The sequence below is a fragment of the Lentzea sp. NPDC051208 genome (assembly GCF_040682435.1).
In the GTDB taxonomy this organism is placed as follows: domain Bacteria; phylum Actinomycetota; class Actinomycetes; order Mycobacteriales; family Pseudonocardiaceae; genus Lentzea; species Lentzea kristufekii.
This window is the reverse complement of the sequence record NZ_JBFBAW010000013.1, coordinates 80,661-102,448: the sequence shown is the minus strand read 5'-3', so window position 1 is coordinate 102,448 and position 21,788 is coordinate 80,661. Positions and strand designations below refer to the sequence as shown.

At 69.9% G+C, this 21,788-nt stretch carries 20 protein-coding genes; 9 read left to right on the top strand and 11 right to left on the bottom strand.

Annotated elements, in window-relative coordinates; translation table 11 throughout:
- Nucleotides 1-29: 29 nt before the first annotated feature.
- From AB0M48_RS29260 to AB0M48_RS29245, 4 genes are read right to left on the bottom strand one after another with little or no spacing between them, the layout of a single operon-like run.
- Entirely contained in the window at nt 30-1,022 is a 993-nt protein-coding gene (locus AB0M48_RS29260) for a TIGR03842 family LLM class F420-dependent oxidoreductase (RefSeq protein WP_363848079.1), read from the bottom strand.
- A gap of 15 nt (nt 1,023-1,037) precedes the next feature.
- Nucleotides 1,038-2,423: a dihydropyrimidinase gene (gene hydA / locus AB0M48_RS29255; RefSeq protein WP_363848076.1), complete on the bottom strand. Its 1,386-nt coding sequence runs from the start codon at nt 2,421-2,423 to the stop codon at nt 1,038-1,040.
- Nucleotides 2,420-3,262, bottom strand: coding sequence for a nitrilase-related carbon-nitrogen hydrolase (locus tag AB0M48_RS29250; RefSeq protein WP_363848073.1), 843 nt, complete (start codon nt 3,260-3,262; stop codon nt 2,420-2,422). Before AB0M48_RS29250 ends, hydA begins: the two co-directional genes overlap by 4 nt.
- Nucleotides 3,259-4,767, bottom strand: a complete 1,509-nt coding sequence (locus tag AB0M48_RS29245) for an NCS1 family nucleobase:cation symporter-1 (protein ID WP_363848071.1) — start codon at nt 4,765-4,767, stop codon at nt 3,259-3,261. The genes AB0M48_RS29250 and AB0M48_RS29245 overlap by 4 nt, the downstream gene beginning before the upstream one ends.
- Before the next feature lie 144 nt (nt 4,768-4,911).
- Between AB0M48_RS29245 and AB0M48_RS29240 the strand changes: the two genes are divergently transcribed.
- On the top strand, nt 4,912-5,613 hold the full coding sequence (locus tag AB0M48_RS29240; RefSeq protein ID WP_363848069.1) for a hypothetical protein: 702 nt from the start codon (nt 4,912-4,914) through the stop codon (nt 5,611-5,613).
- Here AB0M48_RS29240 and AB0M48_RS29235 read toward each other — a convergent pair.
- Nucleotides 5,594-6,097 (bottom strand): RDD family protein, encoded by a 504-nt coding sequence (locus AB0M48_RS29235; protein WP_363848066.1) that lies wholly within the window; start codon nt 6,095-6,097, stop codon nt 5,594-5,596. The genes AB0M48_RS29240 and AB0M48_RS29235 overlap by 20 nt on opposite strands.
- Before the next feature lie 36 nt (nt 6,098-6,133).
- Complete coding sequence (locus AB0M48_RS29230; RefSeq protein ID WP_363848063.1) at nt 6,134-6,751, bottom strand: class I SAM-dependent methyltransferase; 618 nt, start codon at nt 6,749-6,751, stop codon at nt 6,134-6,136.
- A gap of 446 nt (nt 6,752-7,197) precedes the next feature.
- Between AB0M48_RS29230 and AB0M48_RS29225 the strand changes: the two genes are divergently transcribed.
- On the top strand, nt 7,198-7,641 hold the full coding sequence (locus tag AB0M48_RS29225) for a hypothetical protein (RefSeq protein WP_363848060.1): 444 nt from the start codon (nt 7,198-7,200) through the stop codon (nt 7,639-7,641).
- A 31-nt stretch (nt 7,642-7,672) separates the two neighbouring features.
- Here AB0M48_RS29225 and AB0M48_RS29220 read toward each other — a convergent pair whose 3' ends face one another.
- On the bottom strand, nt 7,673-9,265 hold the full coding sequence (locus AB0M48_RS29220) for a PucR family transcriptional regulator ligand-binding domain-containing protein (protein ID WP_363848057.1): 1,593 nt from the start codon (nt 9,263-9,265) through the stop codon (nt 7,673-7,675).
- Between the two features lie 107 nt (nt 9,266-9,372).
- Between AB0M48_RS29220 and AB0M48_RS29215 the strand changes: the two genes are divergently transcribed.
- From AB0M48_RS29215 to AB0M48_RS29200, 4 genes are all read left to right on the top strand, one after another.
- Entirely contained in the window at nt 9,373-10,656 is a 1,284-nt protein-coding gene (locus tag AB0M48_RS29215) for an aspartate aminotransferase family protein (RefSeq protein WP_363848054.1), read from the top strand.
- Entirely contained in the window at nt 10,656-12,152 is a 1,497-nt protein-coding gene (locus AB0M48_RS29210) for a CoA-acylating methylmalonate-semialdehyde dehydrogenase (protein ID WP_363848543.1), read from the top strand. The genes AB0M48_RS29215 and AB0M48_RS29210 overlap by 1 nt, the downstream gene beginning before the upstream one ends.
- Nucleotides 12,153-12,268: 116 nt before the next feature.
- Complete coding sequence (locus AB0M48_RS29205; protein ID WP_363848051.1) at nt 12,269-12,775, top strand: DapH/DapD/GlmU-related protein; 507 nt, start codon at nt 12,269-12,271, stop codon at nt 12,773-12,775.
- 9 nt (nt 12,776-12,784) lie between these two features.
- A complete protein-coding gene (locus tag AB0M48_RS29200) occupies nt 12,785-13,423 on the top strand; it encodes a class I SAM-dependent methyltransferase (RefSeq protein ID WP_363848047.1) in 639 nt (212 codons plus the stop codon).
- Here the strand turns inward: AB0M48_RS29200 and AB0M48_RS29195 are convergent.
- Complete coding sequence (locus AB0M48_RS29195) at nt 13,378-15,435, bottom strand: elongation factor G-like protein EF-G2 (protein ID WP_363848044.1); 2,058 nt, start codon at nt 15,433-15,435, stop codon at nt 13,378-13,380. The two genes, AB0M48_RS29200 and AB0M48_RS29195, sit on opposite strands and share 46 nt — an antisense overlap.
- Nucleotides 15,436-15,683: 248 nt before the next feature.
- Here AB0M48_RS29195 and pdxS point away from each other — a divergent pair, with 248 nt between their 5' ends.
- Entirely contained in the window at nt 15,684-16,577 is an 894-nt protein-coding gene (pdxS, locus tag AB0M48_RS29190) for a pyridoxal 5'-phosphate synthase lyase subunit PdxS (protein ID WP_266041383.1), read from the top strand.
- Between the two features lie 56 nt (nt 16,578-16,633).
- On the opposite strand, the gene AB0M48_RS29185 is transcribed toward pdxS, so the two are convergent.
- Both AB0M48_RS29185 and helR read right to left on the bottom strand, forming a co-directional pair.
- Complete coding sequence (locus AB0M48_RS29185) at nt 16,634-17,197, bottom strand: hypothetical protein (RefSeq protein WP_363848041.1); 564 nt, start codon at nt 17,195-17,197, stop codon at nt 16,634-16,636.
- A gap of 116 nt (nt 17,198-17,313) precedes the next feature.
- Entirely contained in the window at nt 17,314-19,485 is a 2,172-nt protein-coding gene (helR, locus tag AB0M48_RS29180; RefSeq protein WP_363848037.1) for an RNA polymerase recycling motor ATPase HelR, read from the bottom strand.
- A 160-nt stretch (nt 19,486-19,645) separates the two neighbouring features.
- Between helR and AB0M48_RS29175 the strand changes: the two genes are divergently transcribed.
- Nucleotides 19,646-20,470 carry a hypothetical protein gene (locus AB0M48_RS29175; RefSeq protein WP_363848034.1) on the top strand — a complete coding sequence of 275 codons (825 nt, stop codon included), beginning with the start codon at nt 19,646-19,648 and terminating at the stop codon, nt 20,468-20,470.
- Here AB0M48_RS29175 and AB0M48_RS29170 read toward each other — a convergent pair.
- Entirely contained in the window at nt 20,467-21,021 is a 555-nt protein-coding gene (locus tag AB0M48_RS29170; RefSeq protein WP_363848031.1) for an XRE family transcriptional regulator, read from the bottom strand. The genes AB0M48_RS29175 and AB0M48_RS29170 overlap by 4 nt on opposite strands.
- A 57-nt stretch (nt 21,022-21,078) precedes the next feature.
- Here AB0M48_RS29170 and AB0M48_RS29165 point away from each other — a divergent pair, with 57 nt between their 5' ends.
- A complete protein-coding gene (locus AB0M48_RS29165) occupies nt 21,079-21,780 on the top strand; it encodes an AzlC family ABC transporter permease (protein ID WP_363848028.1) in 702 nt (233 codons plus the stop codon).
- Nucleotides 21,781-21,788: the final 8 nt, after the last annotated feature.

Genomic DNA, 21,788 nt, shown 5'->3' with positions numbered 1-21,788 from the left:
CCGCGGATTCGAGCACGTCCGGCACGCCGCTACACCGCCGGGATGACCGCCGATCCGTACGCGTCGCGCGTCTTGTCCTTCTCGTCGTGCATCAGGTACAGCGCGAAGTTGTCGACACCGATCTCCTTGAGCTCCTGCAACCGCTCGACGTGCGCCGACTCCGGCCCGACGAGGCAGAAGCGGTCCACGATCGCGTCCGGCACGAAGTCGGTGGAACGGTTGCCCGCCTTGCCGTGGTGGGAGTAGTCGTAGCCCTCGCGGTCCTTGATGTAGTCGGTCAGGGCCTTGGGCACGACGCCCGAGTCCCCGTACCGCGACACGAGGTCCGCGACGTGGTTGCCCACCATGCCGCCGAACCACCGCAGCTGGTCGCGCTGGTGGCCGAGGTCTGTGCCCACGTAGGCCGGTGCCGCCACGCACATCGTGATCGCCGACGGGTCACGCCCGGCGGCCGCCGCGGCCTCGCGGACCGACCCGATCGTCCAGCGGGCGATGTCCGGGTCGGCGGTCTGCAGGATGAAGCCGTCGGCCTGCTCGCCGACCATCTTCAACGCGCGCGGACCGTACGCGGCCATCCAGATCTCGAGCTTTCCGTTGCGCACCCACGGGATCTGCACCGGCGTGCCGTGGTGCTCGACCTCCCGTCCCTCCGCCAGCTCCTTGATCACGTGCATCGCGTCGCCCAGGGTCGCGAGCGTCGCGGGCTTCTGGCCGATCACGCGGCGGGCCGAGTCGCCGCGGCCGATGCCGCAGACCGTGCGGTTGCCGAACATGTCGTTCAGCGTCGCGAACAGCGAGGCGGTCACCGACCAGTCGCGGGTCGACGGGTTGGTGACCATCGGCCCGACGACGAGGTCGCGGGTGGCCGCCAGCACCTGCGAGTAGATGACGAACGGTTCCTGCCACAGCACGCAGGAGTCGAACGTCCAGCCGTAGCGGAAGCCGCAGTCCTCGGCCGCGCGGAGGCCTTCCACCACGTCCCGCGCCGGCGGGTCGGTCTGCAGCACTACACCGAAGTCCACGGGTGACCGCCTTTCTCAGACGAGGTACTGGTTGAGGTCGCGGGTGACGAAGCGGCCGTGGCCCGTCGAGCCGTGGTACGCGCCGTCCGCGATCACCTTGCGACCGCGGGAGAACACGGTGTCGACCTTGCCGGTGACCTCGAAGCCCTCGTAGGCCGAGTAGTCCACGGCCATGTGGTGGGTGTCGGCGGAGATCGTCTGGGAGGCCTTGGGGTCGTAGACCACCACGTCCGCGTCGGCTCCCGGTGCGATCACGCCCTTGCGCGGGTACATGCCGAACATGCGCGCGGGCGTGGTGGAGACGATCTCGACCCAGCGTTCGCGGGTGATCTCGCCCTTCACGACGCCCTGGTGCAGCAGGTCGACGCGGTGCTCGACGCCGGGCATGCCGTTGGGGATCTTGGAGAAGTCGCCGACGCCCAGCTGCTTCTGGTCCTTGAAGCAGAACGGGCAGTGGTCGGTGCTCACCACCGAGAGGTCGTTGGTGCGCAGCCCGCGCCACAGCGACGACTGGTGCTCCTTGGGCCGCAACGGAGGTGACGCCACGTACTTCGCGCCCTCGAAGCCCGGCCGGGCCAGGTCCTCCAGCGACAGGTACAGGTACTGCGGGCACGTCTCGGCGAACACGTTCTGGCCCGTGTCCCGCGCCGCCGTCACGGCGTCGAGTGCCTGCGAGGCCGACAGGTGCACGATGTACAGCGGGGAACCGGTCACCTTCGCGAGCTGGATCGCGCGTGAGGTGGCCTCACCCTCCAGCTCCGGCGGCCGGGTCAGGCCGTGCTGCACCGGGTCGCCGAGCCCCGAGGCCAGTGCCTGCGCGACGAGCTGGTCGATCGCGATGCCGTTCTCCGCGTGCATCATGATCGTGGCGCCGGTCTCGCGCGCCTTCTGCATGGCGCGCAGGATCTCGCCGTCCGTCGCGTAGAAGACGCCGGGGTAGGCCATGAACATCTTGAAGCTGTTCACGCCCGCCGCGATGCACGACTCCATCTCCTTGAGCGACTCGTCGGTCACGTCGGAGATGATCATGTGGAAGCCGTAGTCGACCGCGCAGTTGCCGTCCGCCTTGCTGTGCCACTTGTCCAACGTGGACAGCAGGCTGCTTCCCTTGGGCTGCACGGCGAAGTCGACGATCGTGGTGGTGCCGCCCCACGCCGCCGCGGTCGTGCCGGTCTCGAAGGTGTCCGCGGACTGGGTGCCGCCGAACGGCATCTCCATGTGCGTGTGCGCGTCGATGCCACCGGGGATGACGTACTTCCCGGCCGCGTCGACGACTTCGTCTGCCTGAACGGAGAATCCGGGGGTGACGAGCGCGGCGATGTGCTCACCGTCGATCAGCACGTCGGCGGCGTGCGAGCCTGTCGCGTTGATGACCAGGCCGTTGCGGATCAGAGTGCTCACGGGGTCACCAGGCCCTCGTAGGTGTCGGGGCGGCGGTCGCGGTAGAACGCCCACGTGTCCCTGACCTCGGTCAGCAGGTCCAGGTCGAGGTCGCGCACGACGAGCTCTTCCTCGGTGTCGGACGCCGCGTCGCCGATGAGCTGGCCTCGTGGCGAGACGAAGTACGTCTGGCCGTAGAACTCGTTGTCACCCAGCGGTTCCACGCCCACCCGGTTGATCGCGCCGACGAAGTACTCGTTCGCGACGGCCGCGGCGGGCTGCTCCAGCCTCCACAGGTACTCGCTCAGCGAGCGCGAGGTCGCGGACGGGTTGAACACGATCTTCGCGCCCGCGAGTCCCAGAGCGCGCCAGCCCTCGGGGAAGTGGCGTTCGTAGCAGATGTAGACGCCGATCCGCCCGACCGCCGTGTCGAACACGGGGTAACCGAGGTTGCCGGGCTTGAAGTAGAACTTCTCCCAGAAGCCCTTCACCTGCGGGATGTGGTTCTTGCGGTACTTGCCGAGGTACGTGCCGTCCGCGTCGATCACGGCGGCGGTGTTGTAGTAGACGCCCGGCTGTTCCACCTCGTACATCGGCACGATCAGCACGATGTTGTTCTGCGCGGCGACTTCCTGCATCAGCGCCGTCGTCGGGCCGTCCGGGATCGTCTCGGTGTAGGAGTAGTAGTCCGCGTCCTGGATCTGGCAGAAGTACGGGCCGTAGAAGAGCTCCTGCAGGCACAGCACCTGCGCGCCCTGGGAGGCGGCGGCGCGGATGTGCTCGACCGCGTTCGCGATCATCGACTCCTTGTCGCCCGTCCACTTCTGCTGGACGAGCGCCGCCCGGATGATGTTGCTCACCTGGTCGTCTCCTTTGCCGTGTTGTCCTTCAGAGCGAGGAAGACCAGGAAGCCGGCCGCGAAGCCGACGACCCAGTTGTAGTCGTAGAGCGGCTTGAGGAGCGGGATCAGCCCGTCCGCCGGGAACGGCCCGCCGTGGGCGCCGCCGACCGCGAGCACCGAGCCCACGAGCGTCGCCAGCACGGCACGCCAGTTCCAGCCGCCGTTGAACCAGTAAGCGCCCCTGCCGTCGAGGTAGAGGTCGGTGAGTTCCAGGTGCGTCTTCTTGATCACCCAGTACCCGGCGACGAACACACCGGCCACCGAGGCCAGCAGGCCGCCGTAGAACCCGAGCCACGCGAAGATGTAGATGTTCGGGTCGGAGATGAGCCGCCACGGTTGGATCACGATGCCGATGACACCGGTGATCAGGCCGCCGATCGCGAACGTGATCTTGCGCGGGAAGGCGTTGGAGAAGTCGTACGACGGGCTGACCACGTTCGCCGCGAGGTTCGCCGAGATCGTGGCCAGCACCAGCGACACCAGCGCGATGATCACCAGGAACGTGTTGTCGAAGCGGGACGCGAGGTCCGCCGGGTCCCAGATCGCCTCGCCGTAGAGGGCCTGCGCGCCCGACGTCGTCAGGATCGCGACGATGGCGATGAACGACATGGTGGTCGGCAGGCCGAGGATCTGCCCGATCGCCTGCTTGCGCTGGGAACCACCGAACCGCGTGAAGTCCGGCATGTTCAGCGACAGCGTCGACCAGAACGCGATCATGCCCATCAGCGCGGGGAAGAAGACCTTCCAGAAGTCCGGGCCCCAGCCGAGCTTGCTGGGCGCCTCGAGGATCGGCCCGAAGCCGCCGGCCTTCACCAGCACGTAGCCCAGCAGGATCAGGAACCCGATGCTGACCAGCGGCGCCGTCCAGTTCTCGAACCGCCGGATCGCCTCCATGCCGCGCCAGATCACCAGCATCTGCACGACCCAGAAACCGAAGAAGCACAACCACAACGTCCACGGCTGCCCGCCGATCTGCGACGCCTTGGTCCAGCCCTCGCCGGTCAGCCGCCCGATGATCACGTGCAGCGCCTTGCCGCCGACCCACGTCTGGATGCCGAACCAGGCGCAGGCGATGAACGCGCGCAGCAACGCCACCAGGTTCGCGCCGCGGATGCCGTAGAAGGCGCGGGCGAACACGGGGAACGGGATGCCGTACTTCGTGCCCGCGTGGCTGTTGAGCAGCATGGGGACCAGCACGATCAGGTTGCCGAGGGTGATCGTGACGAAGGCCTGCACCCAGTCCATGCCGATCGCGATCAACGACGCCGCGAGCGTGTAACTGGGGATGTTGTGCGCCATGCCCATCCACAGCGCGAAGAAGTTGTACGTCGTCCACGTCCGCTGCTCGACGGGCACGGGCGCGAGTTCGGGGTTGAAGAACCTGCTGTCCTTGATGGGACCTGCGTCGCTCAGTTCGACTCGGCCATCAGGTGTGACCTGGGGCGGTGAGGACTCGACTGCCATCGTTCAACCCCCTGTTACGCTGCTGAAACAACGCCGATCCGGTCGGATTCCATCCCGGAATCCTGGGTCCGGCGCCGCAGGTGTGGCAGTGTCAGAGTGTCCACGCTTGTCATGATCGGCGCACATTGTGTTTCACTGGCGGGAATGGGGATCTCTCGGCGAGCCGTCCTGCTCGGTGGCGCGGGCCTGCTGGGAGCAGCCGGGGCGTACGGCGCGCTGACCCCGCGCGGCCGCCGGCTGCTCGGCTGGACGGGCCCCGACGGCGTGGTGCCCTCCGCGGCACCTGTACCCGTTCAGCCCACGCCGTGGGGTGCGTGGATGGGTGCGGCCGGACCGGCGGTGCTCGTGCTGCACGGCCGCGGCGGCAGCGTCGCGTGGTGGGAGGAACTCGGGCTGCCCCGGTTCCTGCACGGGTGCGGGTTCCGGTGCGCGGTGGTCGACGGCGGCGAGGACTACTGGGTGGACTTCGACCCGCCGGTGCCGTTCGAGGCCGCTCTCGGTGTGTCGATGGGCGGGTTCGGGGTGCTCGACATCGCCTCCCGGCGGTCTGTGAAGGCCGTGGCGGCGATCAGCCCCGCGCTGTTTCGGAGCTGGGAGGACGCCCAGCGGATCGGCGGGTTCGCGTCGCGTGAGGTGTGGGAGGCGCACGAACCGTTGCGGCACAAGGTGAGGATCACGTCACCGGTCGGCGTGTGGTGCGGGCGGGAGGATCCGTTCCACGACCCCGCGCGGGAGCTGGCGGACGCTGTGGGCGCCGTGGGGTCGTTCGAGCACGGTGAGCACGACGTCGGTTATTGGCGCCGCGTGCTGCCGGACGCGTTCGAGTTCATCGGGCAGCGACTTTGAGCCGCACTACGGCCGTGCCCGCCTTGCGGTCGTGCCAGGTCCGCGTGCCGCGGAGGTCGAGCGCCTCCACGACCGACAGCACCAGCAGCACGAACCCGCTCACCAGCAGCAACGACGAGAGCCAGCCCGCCGACCCCGAGCCGACGTGCTCGCCGACGACGACCCACGGCTGCTGCCAGCCGACGTTCGCCATCAACGCCGGCTCCCGCCACCCCAACCCGGTCAGCACGAGCACCACGCCCGCACCCGGCAGCGCGGTCGTGACGAGCGTGCGGGCCAGCACCCGTCTGAGGCTCAGACCGGACGCCGGGCCCACCACCCGCAGCCCCGTGAGGGCCTTGCCGAGGGTGTTCAGCCGGAGCAGCAGGGCGTCGTACACCGCCGCGCAGAGCACCACCAGCACGGGTTCGTGGACCAACGGCCAGGCCACGACCAGCACGAGGAGCCAGTCGAGCAGGCGGGCGATCAGCCGACGAACGAGCATGATTCACGCTAAGCGGCGGACGTCCGTCATAAGTGGTCAGTTCATGGCCAGTTGCCGCACGAACTCCGCGACCCACCTGCCGTTGTCACGCCGGGTGGAACGCGCCGTCAGACCGTCGGCCGCGAACGCCTCGATCTCCGCGGCGGTGAGCGGCCACGGCGGACCGTCCGGCTCGGGACCCTCGTCGCGCGCCACGGCGAGGACCAGCAGGGTCGAGCCGGTCAGCGACGAGACCCGCGCGGCCGCCTCGGCGTGCAGGGCGACGGGCAGTGCCTGCACCGTCATGTTCTCCACGACGAGGTCGAACGCGCGGTGCCACTCGGCGGGCGGGTCCAGCAGGTCGGCGACCACGTAGGAGACGGAGGACTCCGGGTAGCGCTTCCGGACCGCGGCCACGGCGGTGGGGGAGATGTCGAACGCGGTCACCTCGAAGCCCAGCGATGCCAGGAACTCCGAGTCGCGGCCGTAACCGCAGCCCACGACCAGCGCGCGGCGGCCGGTGCCGTCCACGCCGCCGGCCCACTCGACGAGGTGTGGTTGCGGGTTCGGGATGTCCCACGGGACGGAGGCCGTGCCGGCTTCGGCCTCCGCGTAGAGGTCCTCGAACCATCCGGTCGGGTTGGCGGCTTGCAGGCGTCGGTCGTCGGGAAGCATGACCAACTTCTACCGAACTACCTCGCCGCGCGCGCCCGAGTTGCGAAATCCGCCAGGCGGTCACCCGCCGGCCACGTGCTCCCGCGGCGGCCGCCAGTCCGAATGGGACGGTGCCGATCGGAGCTCCTCCAGCGACAGACGGACGTGACACAGTGGTCTCACCTGATAGAGGTGTCGGATTCCGTCCGATGTGTACCGACCGTGACCGGATGGCGTGTGGTCGGAGGCGACGACCAATCAGATCTCGTCGTGCTGGTGCAGCGTGCGGACGGTCAGCCCGCTCGCTTTGGCCAGGTCACCGATGCTCCCACGGGTCGCATCGAGACCGCAGGACCTCCCGTGGGCGTGAGGTTCAAACCGTGAACACCCGATCGAGCGGGTTAATTCGCGAACCTGACGCGCCGATGAAATCGTAGATCGGTCCCCAATCCAGATTGAGGAAAACTGTGTCTCGTACCGGACTGTTCCGCGCCGCCGCCCTGCTCGCCGCCAGCGCCGCCCCGCTCCTCGCGGGCTCGGCCAGCGCCGCCGAGCTGCCGCAGCTGAACACCGGCGTTCCCGAGGTGGGCGCGGACAAGCTGGTCAGCGGCCTCACCCAGCTCGCCAACCCGCTCGACGCCGCCAGCGCGGTCCAGCTGCCGCACGTCGGCGCGCCCGTGGCCTCCGACCTGCCGGTTCCCGCTTTCCCGGCCGTCGGGCAGGAGCGTTCGGTTCCCCACCCCGTCGCGGCCGAGGTCGGCCAGATCGCCGGGCTGCCGGACCCGCAGGACCTGCCGGGCACCGCGAGCTTCGGCAACCTGCCGTCGCCGTCGCTGTCCGACCTGCCGACGAACAACGTCGTGCCGAACCCGGCCGTTCTCTCGGGCACCCTCCCGACCATCAACGGCTGAGTTCACACGTCGAAAATGGGCCCGTGCGCGCTCACGGGCCCATTTCGTGCACCAGCAGGGCGACGTACAGGGACAGCACGGACTCCGGGTCCTCCAGCGAGACGCCGAGAACCTGCTCGATCCGTGCCAGCTGCTGGTAGTACGCCGTCCGGGACAGGTGGGCCGCCGCCGCGGCCGCCGACTTGTTGCCGCCGTTCTCGCACAGGCACCGCAGCAGCTCCACGAGCCGGGAGCCCTGCGCGGAGTCCCGTGCCAGCAACGGCCCCAGCTCGCGGTCCGCGAACGCCCGGACGCGTTCGTCCTCGCGCAGCAGGTGCAGGAGTCCGCGCAGCCGCACGTCGTCGAGCCGGTGGTAGAGCTGGGATCCCGGCGCTCGCAGCGCGGCCCCGGCCACGTGCGCGGCCTCGCCGAGGGAGCGGCGAACGTCCGTTGTGGACGTCACGGTCGTGCCGACGGCGATGACCACGGAGGACGCCGCCGTCCGGTGGATCTCGCGCGCGACCTTGCGCAGCACCCCTTCCACGCCGATGGTCAGCGGCACCGACAGCAGCGCGCGCACCGAGGTGTCGTCCACGACGCCGACCAGCGTGGCGACCGTGACCCGCCGTGCCGCCAGCGCCGTCGCCTCCGCGAGATCGCGCAGGACCTCCTGGGTGGCCAGCGTCTGCCCCTGCAGCACGGACACCGGCCGGACCGCGACGCCGATCAGCTGCCGCCGTTCCAGCGGCACGCCCAGCGCCGCCGCCCGCGCGCCCAGGTCCGGTGACTGCGGTGCCTGGCCGAGCAGCTGGGCCAGCAACGTCCGGTGCGTCTGCCGTTCCAGCGACTCCCGGTCGCGTGCCACGAGCCGATGCACCGCCAACGCCGACGCGGCGCGTTCGGCGACCACGACGTGCCGGTGCGGTGGTGGCTCGGGCGAGACCATCACGAGCCTGCCCCAGTCCGCGCCGCGCGCCCCGACGATCGTGATCAGCCAGCCCGACTCGGTGTCGTAGGCGGTCCGCTCGGTGACCGTGACGGCCCGCGAGCGCGCCGCCCAGTCGTCCAGCAGGGTCACGGGGTCGTGCCCGGCGGCGTCGTAGGCGAGCACGTCGTGGCCGAGCGTCTCCAGCACGACCGCCAGCCCGGACGTCCGCGCCACCTCGCGCAGCACCTCGGAGGGTTCGGCGCCCGCGACCGTCAGCGCCGTGAACGTCTCGTGCACCTGCTCCGCGGCCCGCAGCTCGGCCAGCTGGGCGTCCACGATCAACCCCACGACGGCCTCGGTCACGGCCACGTACTTGGTCTCCTCGGTCAGCGTGACCAGCGGTAACCCGTGCCGTTCCGCCGCCGTGACGAGCGCGCCCGGCACGTCGTCGCGCCACCGACGCCCCAGCTCTACGACGAGGCCCGCGCACCCGACGGCGGCCAGTTCCTCGACGTAGCGGGCGAGGCCGGACTCGGGCAGCATCACGCCGGTGGTGAGCACCAGCTCACCGCCGCGCAGCAGCGGCGCGATGTCTGCGATCTCCGCCACGTGCACCCACCGCACGCGACGGCTGAGACCGGCCGATCCGGCCACCAGACGCGGCTTTCCCTGCCGGATCACCGGCAGAGCGACGACTTCGGCGACCGTCGGGTACATGGACACAACGTAATGCCAACCAGCCGATCCGGGTACAGGTTGTGCATGGCGGCGCACCCGGCGCGCCAGCAGACTCCGAGGCAGGCGTCAGACCCCTGGAGGACGAGATGGCCCACAAGGAGCTGCTGGCACGACACCGCGCGGTCATGCCGAAGTGGCTGGCCCTCTACTACGACGAGCCCATCGAGATCGCGAGCGCCAGCGGGCGTCGCGTGACCGACCGCGAGGGCACGACCTACCTGGACTTCTTCGCCGGCATCCTGACCAACGCCATCGGCTACGACGTCGCGGAGATCAGCGACGCGATCCGGTCGCAGCTCGACACCGGCGTCCTGCACAGCTCCACGCTCTACCTGATCAGGTCCCAGGTCGAGCTGGCCGAGAAGATCGCGGAACTGAGCGGCATCCCGGACGCCAAGGTGTTCTTCACCAACTCCGGCACCGAGGCCAACGAGACGGCGCTGATGCTCGCCACCCAGGCGCGCCGCAGCGAACAGGTCCTGGCGCTGCGCAACAGCTACCACGGCCGTGCGTTCGCCACGGTCGCCATCACGGGCAACCGCGGCTGGTCGGCGTCCGCGCTGTCGCCGATCAAGGTCAGCTGGGTGCACGGCGGCTACCGCTACCGCTCGCCGTTCAAGGCGATGGACGACAAGGACTACGTCAAGGCCTGCGTCGACGACCTGCGCGAGATCATCGAGACCACCACCTCCGGCGACGTCGCGTGCATGATCGCCGAGCCGATCCAGGGCGTCGGCGGCTTCACGTCCCCGCCCGACGGCCTGTTCCGCGCGTTCAAGGACGTGCTGGACGAGTACGGGATCCTGTTCGTCTCCGACGAGGTGCAGACGGGCTGGGGCCGCACCGGCGAGCACTTCTGGGGCATCCAGGCGCACGACGTGGTGCCGGACGCGATGACGTTCGCCAAGGGCCTCGGCAACGGCCTGGCGATCGGTGGCGTCGTCGCGCGGGGCGACCTGATGGACACGATCACCGCCAACTCGATCTCCACGTTCGGCGGCAACCCGGTCTCCACGGCCGGCGCGCTCGCCACCCTCGACTACCTGCTGAGCCACGACCTGCAGGCCAACGCGGCCAAGCTCGGCTCGCGGCTGCTCGGCGGCCTGCGCGAACTGGCCGAGAAGCACCCGGTGATCGGTGACGTGCGCGGCAAGGGCCTGATGGTCGGCGTCGAGTTCGTCGGGCCCGAGGGCGAACCGAACGCCGCTGCCGCCGGTGTCGTCCTCGCCGAGGCGAAGGCGCGCGGGCTGCTCGTCGGCAAGGGCGGCCTGTACGGCAACGTGATCCGCCTGGCCCCGCCGATGACCCTGACCGAGGACGAACTCGAAGAGGCTCTCGGCATCCTGGCTCAGGCGGTGGAGCTCGCGTGATCAACGCCCAGAAGTGGATCAAACACCGCATCAACGGCAAGCCCTGGGACGACGCCCCGGAACGGCTCGGCGACGTCTACGACCCGACGACCGGCAAGGTGGCCCAGCAGGTCGCCTACGCCTCGGTGTCCGAAGTGGACGCCGCGGTCGACGCCGCCGCGGAAGCGTTTGCGTCCTGGCGCAACGCGTCCCTGGCGCAGCGCTCGACGGTGATGTTCAAGTTCCGCGAGCTGCTGAACGACCGCAAGGGCGACCTCGCGCGGATCGTCTCGGCGGAGCACGGCAAGGTCGTGTCCGACGCGGCCGGCGAGGTCCAGCGGGCGCTGGAGTCCGTCGAGTACGCGTGCGGCATCCCGACGTTGCTGAAGGGCGGGTTCAGCGAGAACGCGTCGACCCGCGTCGACGTCTACTCGATCCAGCAGCCCGTCGGCGTGGTCGGCGTGATCTCGCCGTTCAACTTCCCCGCGATGGTCCCGCTCTGGTTCGTGCCGACCGCAATCGCTTGCGGCAACACCGTGGTGCTGAAACCGTCCGAAAAGGACCCGTCTGCGGCGAACTTCATCGCCGAGATGTTCGCCGAGGCAGGGCTCCCGGACGGCGTCCTGAACGTCGTGCACGGCGACAAGGTGGCGGTCGACCGCCTGCTCGAGCATCCGGCGGTGAAGGCGATCTCGTTCGTCGGCTCCACCCCGATCGCCCGCTACGTCTACGAGACCGGCACCGCGCACGGCAAGCGCGTGCAGGCGCTCGGCGGCGCCAAGAACCACATGGTCGTCCTGCCCGACGCCGACCTCGACCTGGCCGCGGACGCCGCCGTCTCCGCGGGCTTCGGCTCGGCAGGCGAGCGGTGCATGGCGATTTCGGTCGTGGTGGCCGTCGGCGAGGTGGGTGACGCGCTGGTCGACAGGATCAGGTCGCGGATCGCCGACGTGAAGGTCGGTTCCGGTGCCTCGTGCGAGATGGGGCCGCTCGTCACCGGCGTGCACCGGGACAAGGTCACGTCCTATCTGGACGCCGGTGTCTCCCAGGGCGCGGTGCTCGCGGTCGACGGCCGCGACCACCCGATCGACGGCGACGAGGCCGGGTTCTGGCTCGGCCCGACGCTGTTCGACCACGTCGGCACGGACATGACGATCTACACCGACGAGATCTTCGGCCCGGTCCTCTCGGTCGTCCGCTGCGACACCTACGAGGAAGCCGTCGAGATGGTGAACTCCAACCGGTACGGCAACGGCACCGCGATCTTCACCAACGACGGTGGCGCGGCCCGCCGGTTCCAGAACGAGATCGAGGTCGGCATGGTCGGCGTGAACGTGCCGATCCCCGTGCCGGTGGCCTACTACTCGTTCGGCGGCTGGAAGGAGTCGCTGTTCGGTGACGCACACGCGTACGGCCCGCACGGCGTGCACTTCTTCACACGCTCGAAGGTCGTCACGTCGCGCTGGCTCGACCCGTCGCACGGTGGCGTGAACCTGGGCTTCCCGCAGAACACGTAGCGCGCCCAGCCGGGTGCCCACGTTCGTTCCGCGGACGTGGGCACCCGAGCCTGTTTGCCGGGAGGCCCGATCCCTGGTTCCTTCTCCTCGCACACGAGAAGAACTCGGGAAGAGGGATGAAGTTGACTTTCGTGGAGAGGGTCCAGCGGGCGATCCGGCTGACCGAGGAGCTCAACGCGCTGCGGTACGCCGACCAGGAGGCGATCCGCGCAGCCTGGAGCGACCTCACCGGACAAGCCGTCGACGAGACGTTCCACCTCATCCCGCCCGTCTACTCCGACCACGGCGTCAACATCCGGATCGGGCGGAACGTCTTCGTCAACCAGGGGTGTCGCTTCAACGACATCGGCGGGATCGAGATCGGTGACGACGTGATGATCGGTCCCGCTGTCAGCCTGATCAGCTCCGGCCACCCGGTGGATCCGGACGAGCGCCGCAGGGGCGTCACCGCGGCGCCGATCCGGATCGGGCGCAACGTCTGGATCGGCGCTTCCGCTTTGGTCCTGCAGGGCGTGACGATCGGCGAGGACGCCGTCGTCGCGGCCGGGGCCGTGGTCACCCGCGACGTGCCCGCCCGGACCCTCGTGGCCGGCGTACCGGCTGTGGTCATCCGTGAGATCTAGTCTGGTGCGGTGAGCACTCGCCGCTCGTACGACCGCGTGGCCGCGCGCTACGCGGTCGAACTGAGCGGCGAGCTCGCGGGGAAGCCGCTGGACCGCGCTCTGCTCGACGCCGTCGCGGAGTCGGCGGACGGCCTGGTGCTGGACGTCGGCTGCGGACCGGGTCACGTCGCGGCCTACCTGGCCGGACGAGTGCCCGTCGTCGGCGTCGACCTGTCACCGCAGATGTGCGCGCACGCCGACGTGCCCGCCTGCGCCGGCGACATGACAGCGCTGCCCATCCGGACCCGTTCGGTCTCCGCACTCGTCTGCCTGTACGCGGTCATCCACCTCGATGCGGGGCAACGCGCCCAGGCCTACGCCGAGTTCGCACGGGTGCTACGCCCTGGCGGGCAGGCGCTGGTCGCGTTCCACGTGCGGGACGCGGAAACGCGGACGGGCCAGGAGAAGACCCTGACGCGGTGGTGGGACAGCGAGGTCGACCTGACTTTCCACTTCCTCGACCCCGACGAGGAGACGCGTGCGCTGGCGGAGGCGGGCCTCACGGTGACGGCCCGCCTCGATCGCACTCCCGATCCGCGTGTCGAGCACGCGAGCGACCGGGCCTACCTGCTGGCGCGCGCCGCCAGCGCCTCCGGCAGCGGGTCGTAGCGGGAGAAGCGGCGGGTGAACGTGCCGGTCCCGGACGTCAGCGACCGCAGCTCGATCGCGTACCTCAGCAACTCCGACGACGGCACCTCGGCGCGGATCACCGTGCGCCCGCCCTCGTCCGACTCTGTGCCGAGCACCCGCCCGCGCCGTCCGGACAGGTCGCCGAGCACGGTGCCCAGGTGCTCGTCGGGCAGCCGGATCGTCACCTCGTCCATGGGCTCCAGCAACTGGGTGCGCGCGGCGGACGCGGCCTCCTTCAGCGCGAGCGCGCCCGCCGTCTGGAAGGCGGCGTCCGACGAGTCGACGGAATGCGCCTTGCCGTCCACGAGCGTCACCCGGACGTCGACGACAGGGGTGCCGTCGTGCAGGCCTCGCTCCAGCTGTGCGCGCACACCCTTCTCGACGGACGGGATGAACTGGTGGGGGACCGAACCGCCGACGATCTTGTCGACGAACTCGAAGCCGGCGCCGCGGGGGAGCGGTTCGACCACGATGTCGCACACCGCGTACTGGCCGTGGCCCCCGGACTGCTTCACGTGCCGGCCGTGGCCTTTCGCGGGCCCGGCGAAGGTTTCGCGGAACGCGACGCGCACCGGTTCGGTGTCGATCTCCGCGCCGCCGGCCCGCAGCCGGGCCAGCACGACGTCGGCGTGCGCCTCGCCCATGCACCACAGGACCATCTGGTGCGTCTCGGGGTTGCGGTCCAGGCGCAGTGTCGGGTCGCTCGCGACCAGGCGGTTCATGTTCCGGGCCAGGTTGTCCTCGTCGCTGCGGGTGCGCGGCACGACAGCGATGGGCAGCAACGGTTCCGGCATGTCCCACGGCGCCATGAGCAGCGGCTGTTCGGGCGCGGACACGGTGTCACCGGTCTCGGCGGTCGTCAGCTTCGTCAACGCGCACAGGTCGCCGGCGACGCAGTAGGGGACCTCGCGCAGCGACGAGCCGAGCGGCGAGTAGATGTGGGCCACGCGTTCGTCGGCGTCGTGGTCCTCGTGACCGCGGTCGGCCATGCCGTGACCGGAGACGTGCACGGGGCGTTCGGGGCGCAGGGTGCCGGAGAAGACGCGGACCAGCGACACGCGGCCGACGTAGGAGTCCACCGCGGTGCGGACCACCTCGGCGACGAGTGGCCCGTCCGGGTCGGCGGCCATGCGGGGCTGCGGAATGCCGTCCACCGACGTCACGGACGGAAGCTCGTGCTCCAGCGGTGACGGGAACGCGCGCGCGATGCCGTCCATCAGCTCCACCAGGCCCATGCCGGTTGCGGCGCACACGGGCATCACGGGGTGGAACGAGCCGCGCGAGACGGCGGTCTCCAGATCGGCGATCAGCGTGTCCTGGTCGATCTCCTCGCCCGCCAGGTAGCGGTCCATGAGGGTCTCGTCCTCGCTCTCCGCGATGATCCCCTCGATCAACGCCGCGCGTTCCTCCGGGTAGTTCTCACCGGACGTCAGCAGCCCGACGAGCGAGTCCCCCTCCTGCATGTACAACGGCACGACGCCCGCGCCGAAGGCGGCCTGGCACTCGATGACCGCGTTGCCGAAGTTCGCACGGTGGTGGTCGGTGCGTGTGATGACGACGGCGCGAGGCATGCCGACGAGAGCGCACTCCTCCCACAGCGAGATGGTGGCCGCGTCGACGCCTTCGAAAGCGTTGACAACAAAAAGGGCCGCGTCCGCGGCCCGAAGTCCTGCCCTGAGCTCACCCACGAAGTCGACGTATCCGGGGGTGTCGATCAGGTTGATCTTGATGTCCCCGTGCTGGATCGGAGCCACGGCGAGGCCTACCGATCGTTGTTGTCGCACGGCCGCCGGGTCGTGGTCGCAGACCGTGGTGCCCTCGGTGACCGATCCCGCGCGGGTCAGGACGCCGGTGGCGGCGAGCAGGGCTTCGGTGAGCGTCGTCTTGCCCGCCCCGGAGGGCCCCACGAGCACGACGTTGCGGACCTTGGCCGGGTCGGCCACAGCGACCGCGCCTGCCGATGTGCCGTTGTCGGAGTGCTTGCTTCCCATGGCGACCTCCGTCAAGTCGTAGTGTTCGATCTCACACCCGTTCCCGGTCGGGGACAACCCCGCAGGCCCGATCGGATGCCCGCCAGCTCGCGAACACGTTTCACAGACTTGCCCGAGTGATGGGGCTCACGACCTGCGGTTGATCGGAAAGTGGCCTTCTGGATCGGGGCTCCAGTGGCTTGGGCGAGGGGGCCACAGCGGACGTACCGTGAGTTCACCAAGACTTCCCCTCGTGAAAGGTTGCCCCGGTGAGCACTGATCAGGTCACGGGCACCGCCCGCGTCAAGCGCGGCATGGCCGAGATGCTCAAGGGCGGCGTCATCATGGACGTGGTCGACGCCACCCAGGCGAAGATCGCGGAGGACGCGGGCGCCGTCGCCGTCATGGCCCTCGAGCGCGTGCCCGCCGACATCCGCGCCCAGGGCGGCGTCGCGCGCATGAGCGACCCCGACCTGATCGACGGGATCATCAACGCCGTCTCGATCCCGGTCATGGCGAAGGCCCGCATCGGCCACTTCGTCGAGGCCCAGGTCCTCGCGTCGCTCGGTGTCGACTACATCGACGAGTCCGAGGTGCTGACCCCGGCCGACTACGCCAACCACATCGACAAGTGGGCGTTCACCGTCCCCTTCGTCTGCGGTGCGACGAACCTGGGTGAGGCCCTGCGCCGCATCACCGAGGGCGCGGCCATGATCCGCTCCAAGGGCGAGGCCGGCACCGGTGACGTCTCGAACGCCACCACGCACATGCGCAAGATCCGCCAGGAGATCCGCCGCCTGCAGAACCTCCCCGAGGACGAGCTCTACGTCGCCGCCAAGGAGCTCCAGGCGCCGTACGAGCTGGTCAAGGAGATCGCGCAGAACGGCAAGCTCCCCGTCGTGCTGTTCACCGCGGGCGGCATCGCGACCCCGGCCGACGCCGCGATGATGATGCAGCTCGGTGCCGAGGGCGTGTTCGTCGGTTCCGGCATCTTCAAGTCCGGCAACCCGGCCCAGCGCGCCGAGGCCATCGTGAAGGCCACCACCTTCCACGACGACCCCGATGTCATCGCCAAGGTCTCGCGCGGCCTGGGCGAGGCCATGGTCGGCATCAACGTCGAGGACGTCCCGGAGCCGCACCGCCTCGCCGAGCGCGGCTGGTAGGTCCCAGGACGAACGGAGAAGGGCGCGTCCCACGCGGGACGCGCCCTTCTCCGGTCCTACGACGGCAGGTCGAAGCAGTACGTGGTCTTGATCTCCCGGTAGGCCAGCGCCTTCACCGGATCCGCGCCGCACGCCGCCTCGTCCGCGGTGTTCGCGAGCACCCGCACCTTGATCGCCAAGGTCGCGCCGCAGTCCACCACCGGGTTCTCGGCGGTGTGCGACGAGAGCATGAAGTCGTAGCACTCACCGTCGGAGAACACCGGGATCAGGCACAGCTGCTCGCCGTTGAAGCCCTTGTCGTTGTTGTAGGTCGCGTACGCGTCCGGGTCGTCGCCGCACTCGTCCAGAAGGCCGAGCACCTTGCTCACGGTGTAGTTGTGCAGCCTGCCGTCGCAGGACACCTTCTCGTACTTCAGGTCGATCTCGACGCCCGTCAGCTTCACGCAGTCGCCGACCGCCGTGTCGGGGGTGCTGTCCCCCGGGAGCAGGAAGAAGACCGCGGACAGCATCGTGAGCAGCAGGCCGCCGAGGACGCTCGCGACGACCAGGCCGACGCGGGAGGTCCTGTGTGGAGGGACAGCGCCCGGCGCTGCGGCGGGCGGGATGGGCGGAGTCGTCATGGAATGCCCCCGGTGCGGCTCGGACGCGGATGTGATCGTCTGGCCGACGCGAGCAGTCCCCCCAGACTTCCGCCCATCCTAGGGCGGCCCAGGTCTGGCCCGGACCGCCTTTCGGGTCATGTGCGCACGGTCTCCGTCAGACCGGACAACGCGGCCGGCAGCGGGTCGTGGTGCAGCACACCGAGCCGTTGCGTGGCACGGGTCAGCGCCACGTAGAGCTCCGCCGCACCGCGCGGCCCGTCGGCCAGGATCCTTTCCGGCGCGACGACGAGCACCGAGTCGTACTCCAGGCCCTTGGTCTCCGCGGCGGGCACCGTGCCGGGCACGCCGGGCGGCCCGATCACCACGCTCGTCCCCTCGAACTCCGCCTCCTGCTTGGCGAACTCCTCGATGGCGGCCAGCAGTTCCTCGGCGGTCACCTGCCGCGACCACGGCTGGACACCGTTGGCGCGCACCGAGTCCGGCGCCTTCACGTCCGGCGCGAACTCGGCCAGCACCCGCGCCGCGACGGCCATGATCTCCGCCGGCGTGCGGTAGTTGACCGTCAGCGACCGGTACTCCCAGCGTCCCGGCACGTACGGGTCGAGCATCTGGCCCCACGACGTGGCACCCGCCGCCGCACGACGCTGCGCCAGGTCGCCCACCACCGTGAAGGAACGGCCGGGGCAGCGGCGCATCAGCACGCGCCAGTCCATTTCAGACAGTTCCTGCGCCTCGTCCACGACCACGTGCCGGTAGGTCCAGGCGCGGTCCGCCAGCGCGCGTTCCGCGAGCGTGCGCTGGTCGTGGTCCTCGAAGCGCTCGGCCAGGTCCTCGGCGAACAACATGTCCGACGCGAAGAGGTGGTCCTCGTCGTCCATGTGGTCGAAGCGGCCGACCATGCTGTCGAGCACCTCGGCCGCGTATCGGGCCTCGGCCCGGCGTTCCGCCGTCGCGGCCTGGTCGACGGCCTGCTCGGTGCCGTCCTTGCCCAGCAGGTCGTGCAGCTCGTCGAGCAGCGGCACGTCCGAGACCGTCCACGGCTCGCCCTCGGCGCGCAGCAGCGACGGGTCCGCGCCCGCCGCCGCGAGTTCCTCCGCCGACGAGTACAGCGAGCCCAGCAGTTCGAACGGCGTCATGATCGGCCACAGGAAGTCCAGCGCCGCGATGAAGCTCTCGTCGTCGGCGAGGTCCTTGACCAGCCCGGACCGCATGTCCTCCCAGGCCTGCTTGTCCGACCGGGACATCCAGCCCTTCCCGATCCGGCCGATCGCCCGCTCGGTGAGGACGTACGTGACGATCTCGCGGAACACCGCGCGCGCCTCGTTGTGCGGCAGGCCGCTGTCGCGCGCCTCCTGCCGGGCCCACTCGGCGACGTCCGCGCCTATCTGGACGACGACGTCCTTCACACCGATCGGGATCGGCTCCTCGGGAACGCGCTGCCGGCCCGCGACGGCCGCCTTCAGCACGTCGACCATCGCCCGCGACCCCTTGATGCGCGCGACGTCCGGGGCGTCCTCCGCGGTCGCCAGCAGACCGGGCAGCAGGCTGCCGACGGTCGAGAACACGACGTCCGACTCGCCCAGCGACGGCAGCACGCGGCCGATGTGGTCGAGGAATGCCGGGTTCGGGCCGACGACGAGCACGCCGGACCGTTCCATGCGCTCCCGTTGTGTGTACATCAGGTACGCGACGCGATGCAGTGCCACGACCGTCTTGCCGGTGCCGGGACCGCCCTCGATCACCAGCACGCCGGGGTGGTCGAGCCGGATGATCGCGTCCTGTTCGGACTGGATGGTCGCGACGATGTCGCGCATGCCCTCGCCGCGCGGCGCGTTCAACGCCTCCAGCAGGGCCACGTCGCCCTGCTCCTCGCCGAGCTTGCCGAACACCTCATCGGTGAAGCCGGCCACGGTGCGGCGGCGCGTGAGGAACTGGCGGCGCCGGAGCATGCCCTCAGGCGTCGCCCCGGTGGCCGTGTAGAACGGCCGCGCCGCCGGTGCCCGCCAGTCGAGCAGCGCCGGTTCGAACTCGTTCTCCTCGTCGAACAGCCCGATGCGGCCGATGTAGGAGCGGTCGCCGTCGACGCTGTCCAGCCGGCCGAAGCACAGGCCGTAGTCCGCCACGTTCAGACGCTTCATCTCGCGGTGCCGGGCGCGCACTTCGTTGTCACGTTCCATCGCGGTCCCGCCGGTGCCACCCAGCGCCGACTGGTACGCGGCCTTCACGCGCGCGCGTTCCCCGTCGAGCCGTGCGTAGAGGTCGGCCACGTATTCACGCTCGGACTGCAGTTCTTCTTCGTAACCCACGTGCTCCCCAGTGCGCCTGTGTTCTGGCTGAGGCGATGAGTGTGAACGATGCACGGGGCCTTGTGGCAAGGCCCCCTGTCTGCTATACGGTTAAGTGGGAAGAATCGCACCCACGAGGAACTCGTTGGCGTGGAAATCACCCGCTCGTCATGATGGCCGGATGACCGTGCCGTTTCGCTGGGACCTCGTGACGCCCGACCGGCTCGGGTCGCTGCTCGACGACGTCACGGTCCCCGAGATGGGCTACCTCTCCGAACTGTGCCGGTGCGCGGGCAAGGTGCTCGCCCGCGGCGGCAACGGCGACCTGGTCTTCGTCGGTCGCTCGCTCGACTCGATGTTCGACCTGCTCGGCGGCGCGCTGGAGGGCACGGACCACCGGCTCGCCCGGCTGCCGTTGTCGTTCCAGCGCCCCGAGGACCACACCCGGCCGCGGGTCCTGCGGGCCCGGGAGATCCTCGCGGACCTCGGCATCACACCCGCGTCACTGGCCCGCCGCACCCGGCCGGTGACGTTCGTCGACGTGGTGTCCTCCGGCCGGACGTTCCGGAGCCTCTTCACGCTGCTGGACGACTGGATCGCGGAGGAACGCGAGCCGTGGCCCGTGATCCGTCTCAAGATCCGGTTCGTCGGCGTGACGCGCCGGACGGCGACCAGCCCGAACGCCGTGCGGTGGAAGGACTACGCCGACTGGCCGCGCAGGTTGCCCGCCGCGTCCGTCGTGAACGTCTCGCTCGACGCGATGACGTGGTCGCACTTCGGCAACTGGCAGCAGAAGCTGACGAGGTGGTTTCCGCCTCACAGGTGGGTGAGCGGTGCCGCGGAGACGCAGCGCGACGACAAGACCCGCAAGGCGCTGGCCGAAGCCGTGCGGCTCGTGGAGCTGGGACGCACCAAGGAGGTCCGGCAGATGATCGCCCGCGCCATCGACGGTGAACCCGGGCTCGCCGAACCCTGGCTGCGCACACTGCGCAGCCGGCTCGCCTAGACGGTGTGCTCCATGACCATCATCGCGGTCGTGCCCGGCTCCAGCGCCTTGCAGATGTGCGGCAGGTCGCCGGGATAGACGATGTAGTCGCCCGGCCCCAGCTCGACCGGATCGTCGGCGAGGCCCGCCAGGCAACGGCCGGTCGCCACGATCATGTGCTCGATGCTGCCCGGCACGTGGGGGAGCGACTCGCGGGCGCCGCCGGGTTCGAGGGCCAGCCAGTAGATGTCGTGCTTGGTGCCCGGACGGCAGGCGGCCAGCAGCGTCGCGGAGTAGTGCGCGCGTTCGGAGTGGATGACCGGGCCCTCGCCCGCGCGGATCACCTGCACGCGCGGCACGGCCGGTTCGACCAGTTGGCTGAACGGGACACCCAGCGCCACGCCGAGGGCCCACAGGGTCTCCACGCTGGGGTTCCCGGCGCCGGACTCCAGCTGCGAGAGCGTCGACTTCGCCACGCCCGCCTTCTTGGCGACCTCGGAGAGCGACATGCCGGTGCGATCGCGCTCCCGCCGGAGGTTGGCCGCGATGAGGTCGAGTGGTGCGTTCGGCACAGAAGTCCATCCGTTCGTCTTGACGAACACCCGTTGCAGTGTTCATTGTAATGGGTGATGCGTTCGATATGGCGAACCCTTGATGCTGTGCTTCTGCGTGACGTGGCCGCAGTCGCACTCGGTGCCGCAGTGACCGGTGCCTCCTTCGGCGCCATCTCGGTCGGCTCCGGCCTGCCGTGGTGGCTCCCGGTGCTGATGTCGCTGGCGGTCTTCGCGGGCGGCTCGCAGTTCATGGCTGTGGGCATTGTCGCCGCTGGTGGCAGCCCTGCCGCCGCGGTGCTGGCCGGGCTCGTGCTCAACGCGCGGCACCTGCCGTTCGGGCTGGCGATCGGGGACGTGCTGGGCAAGAGCCCTCTCGCCCGGATCGTCGGCAGCCACCTGATGAGCGACGAGTCGACGGCCTTCGCGATGGCGCAGAAGGATCCCGCGAGAGCGCGTGCGGCCTACTGGGCGTGCGGCGTGTCGCTGTTCTTCAGCTGGAACACGGGCGTGCTCATCGGTGCGCTCGTGGGGCAGGCGATCGGCGACCCGATGATGTTCGGGCTGGACGCGGCGTTCCCCGCGGCCCTGCTGGCGCTCACGCTGCCGGCGCTCAAGGACGCGGCGACCCGCAACGCGGCGCTCGTGGGTGCGGCGATCGCGCTCGCGACGACGCCGTTCCTGCCTGCCGGTGTCCCCGTGCTGCTCGCGTTGGTCGGACTCTTCGCGTTTCGCACCACTAAGAAGAAGGAGGAGCCGTGCCCGTCACCGCGATCCTGATCCTGGCT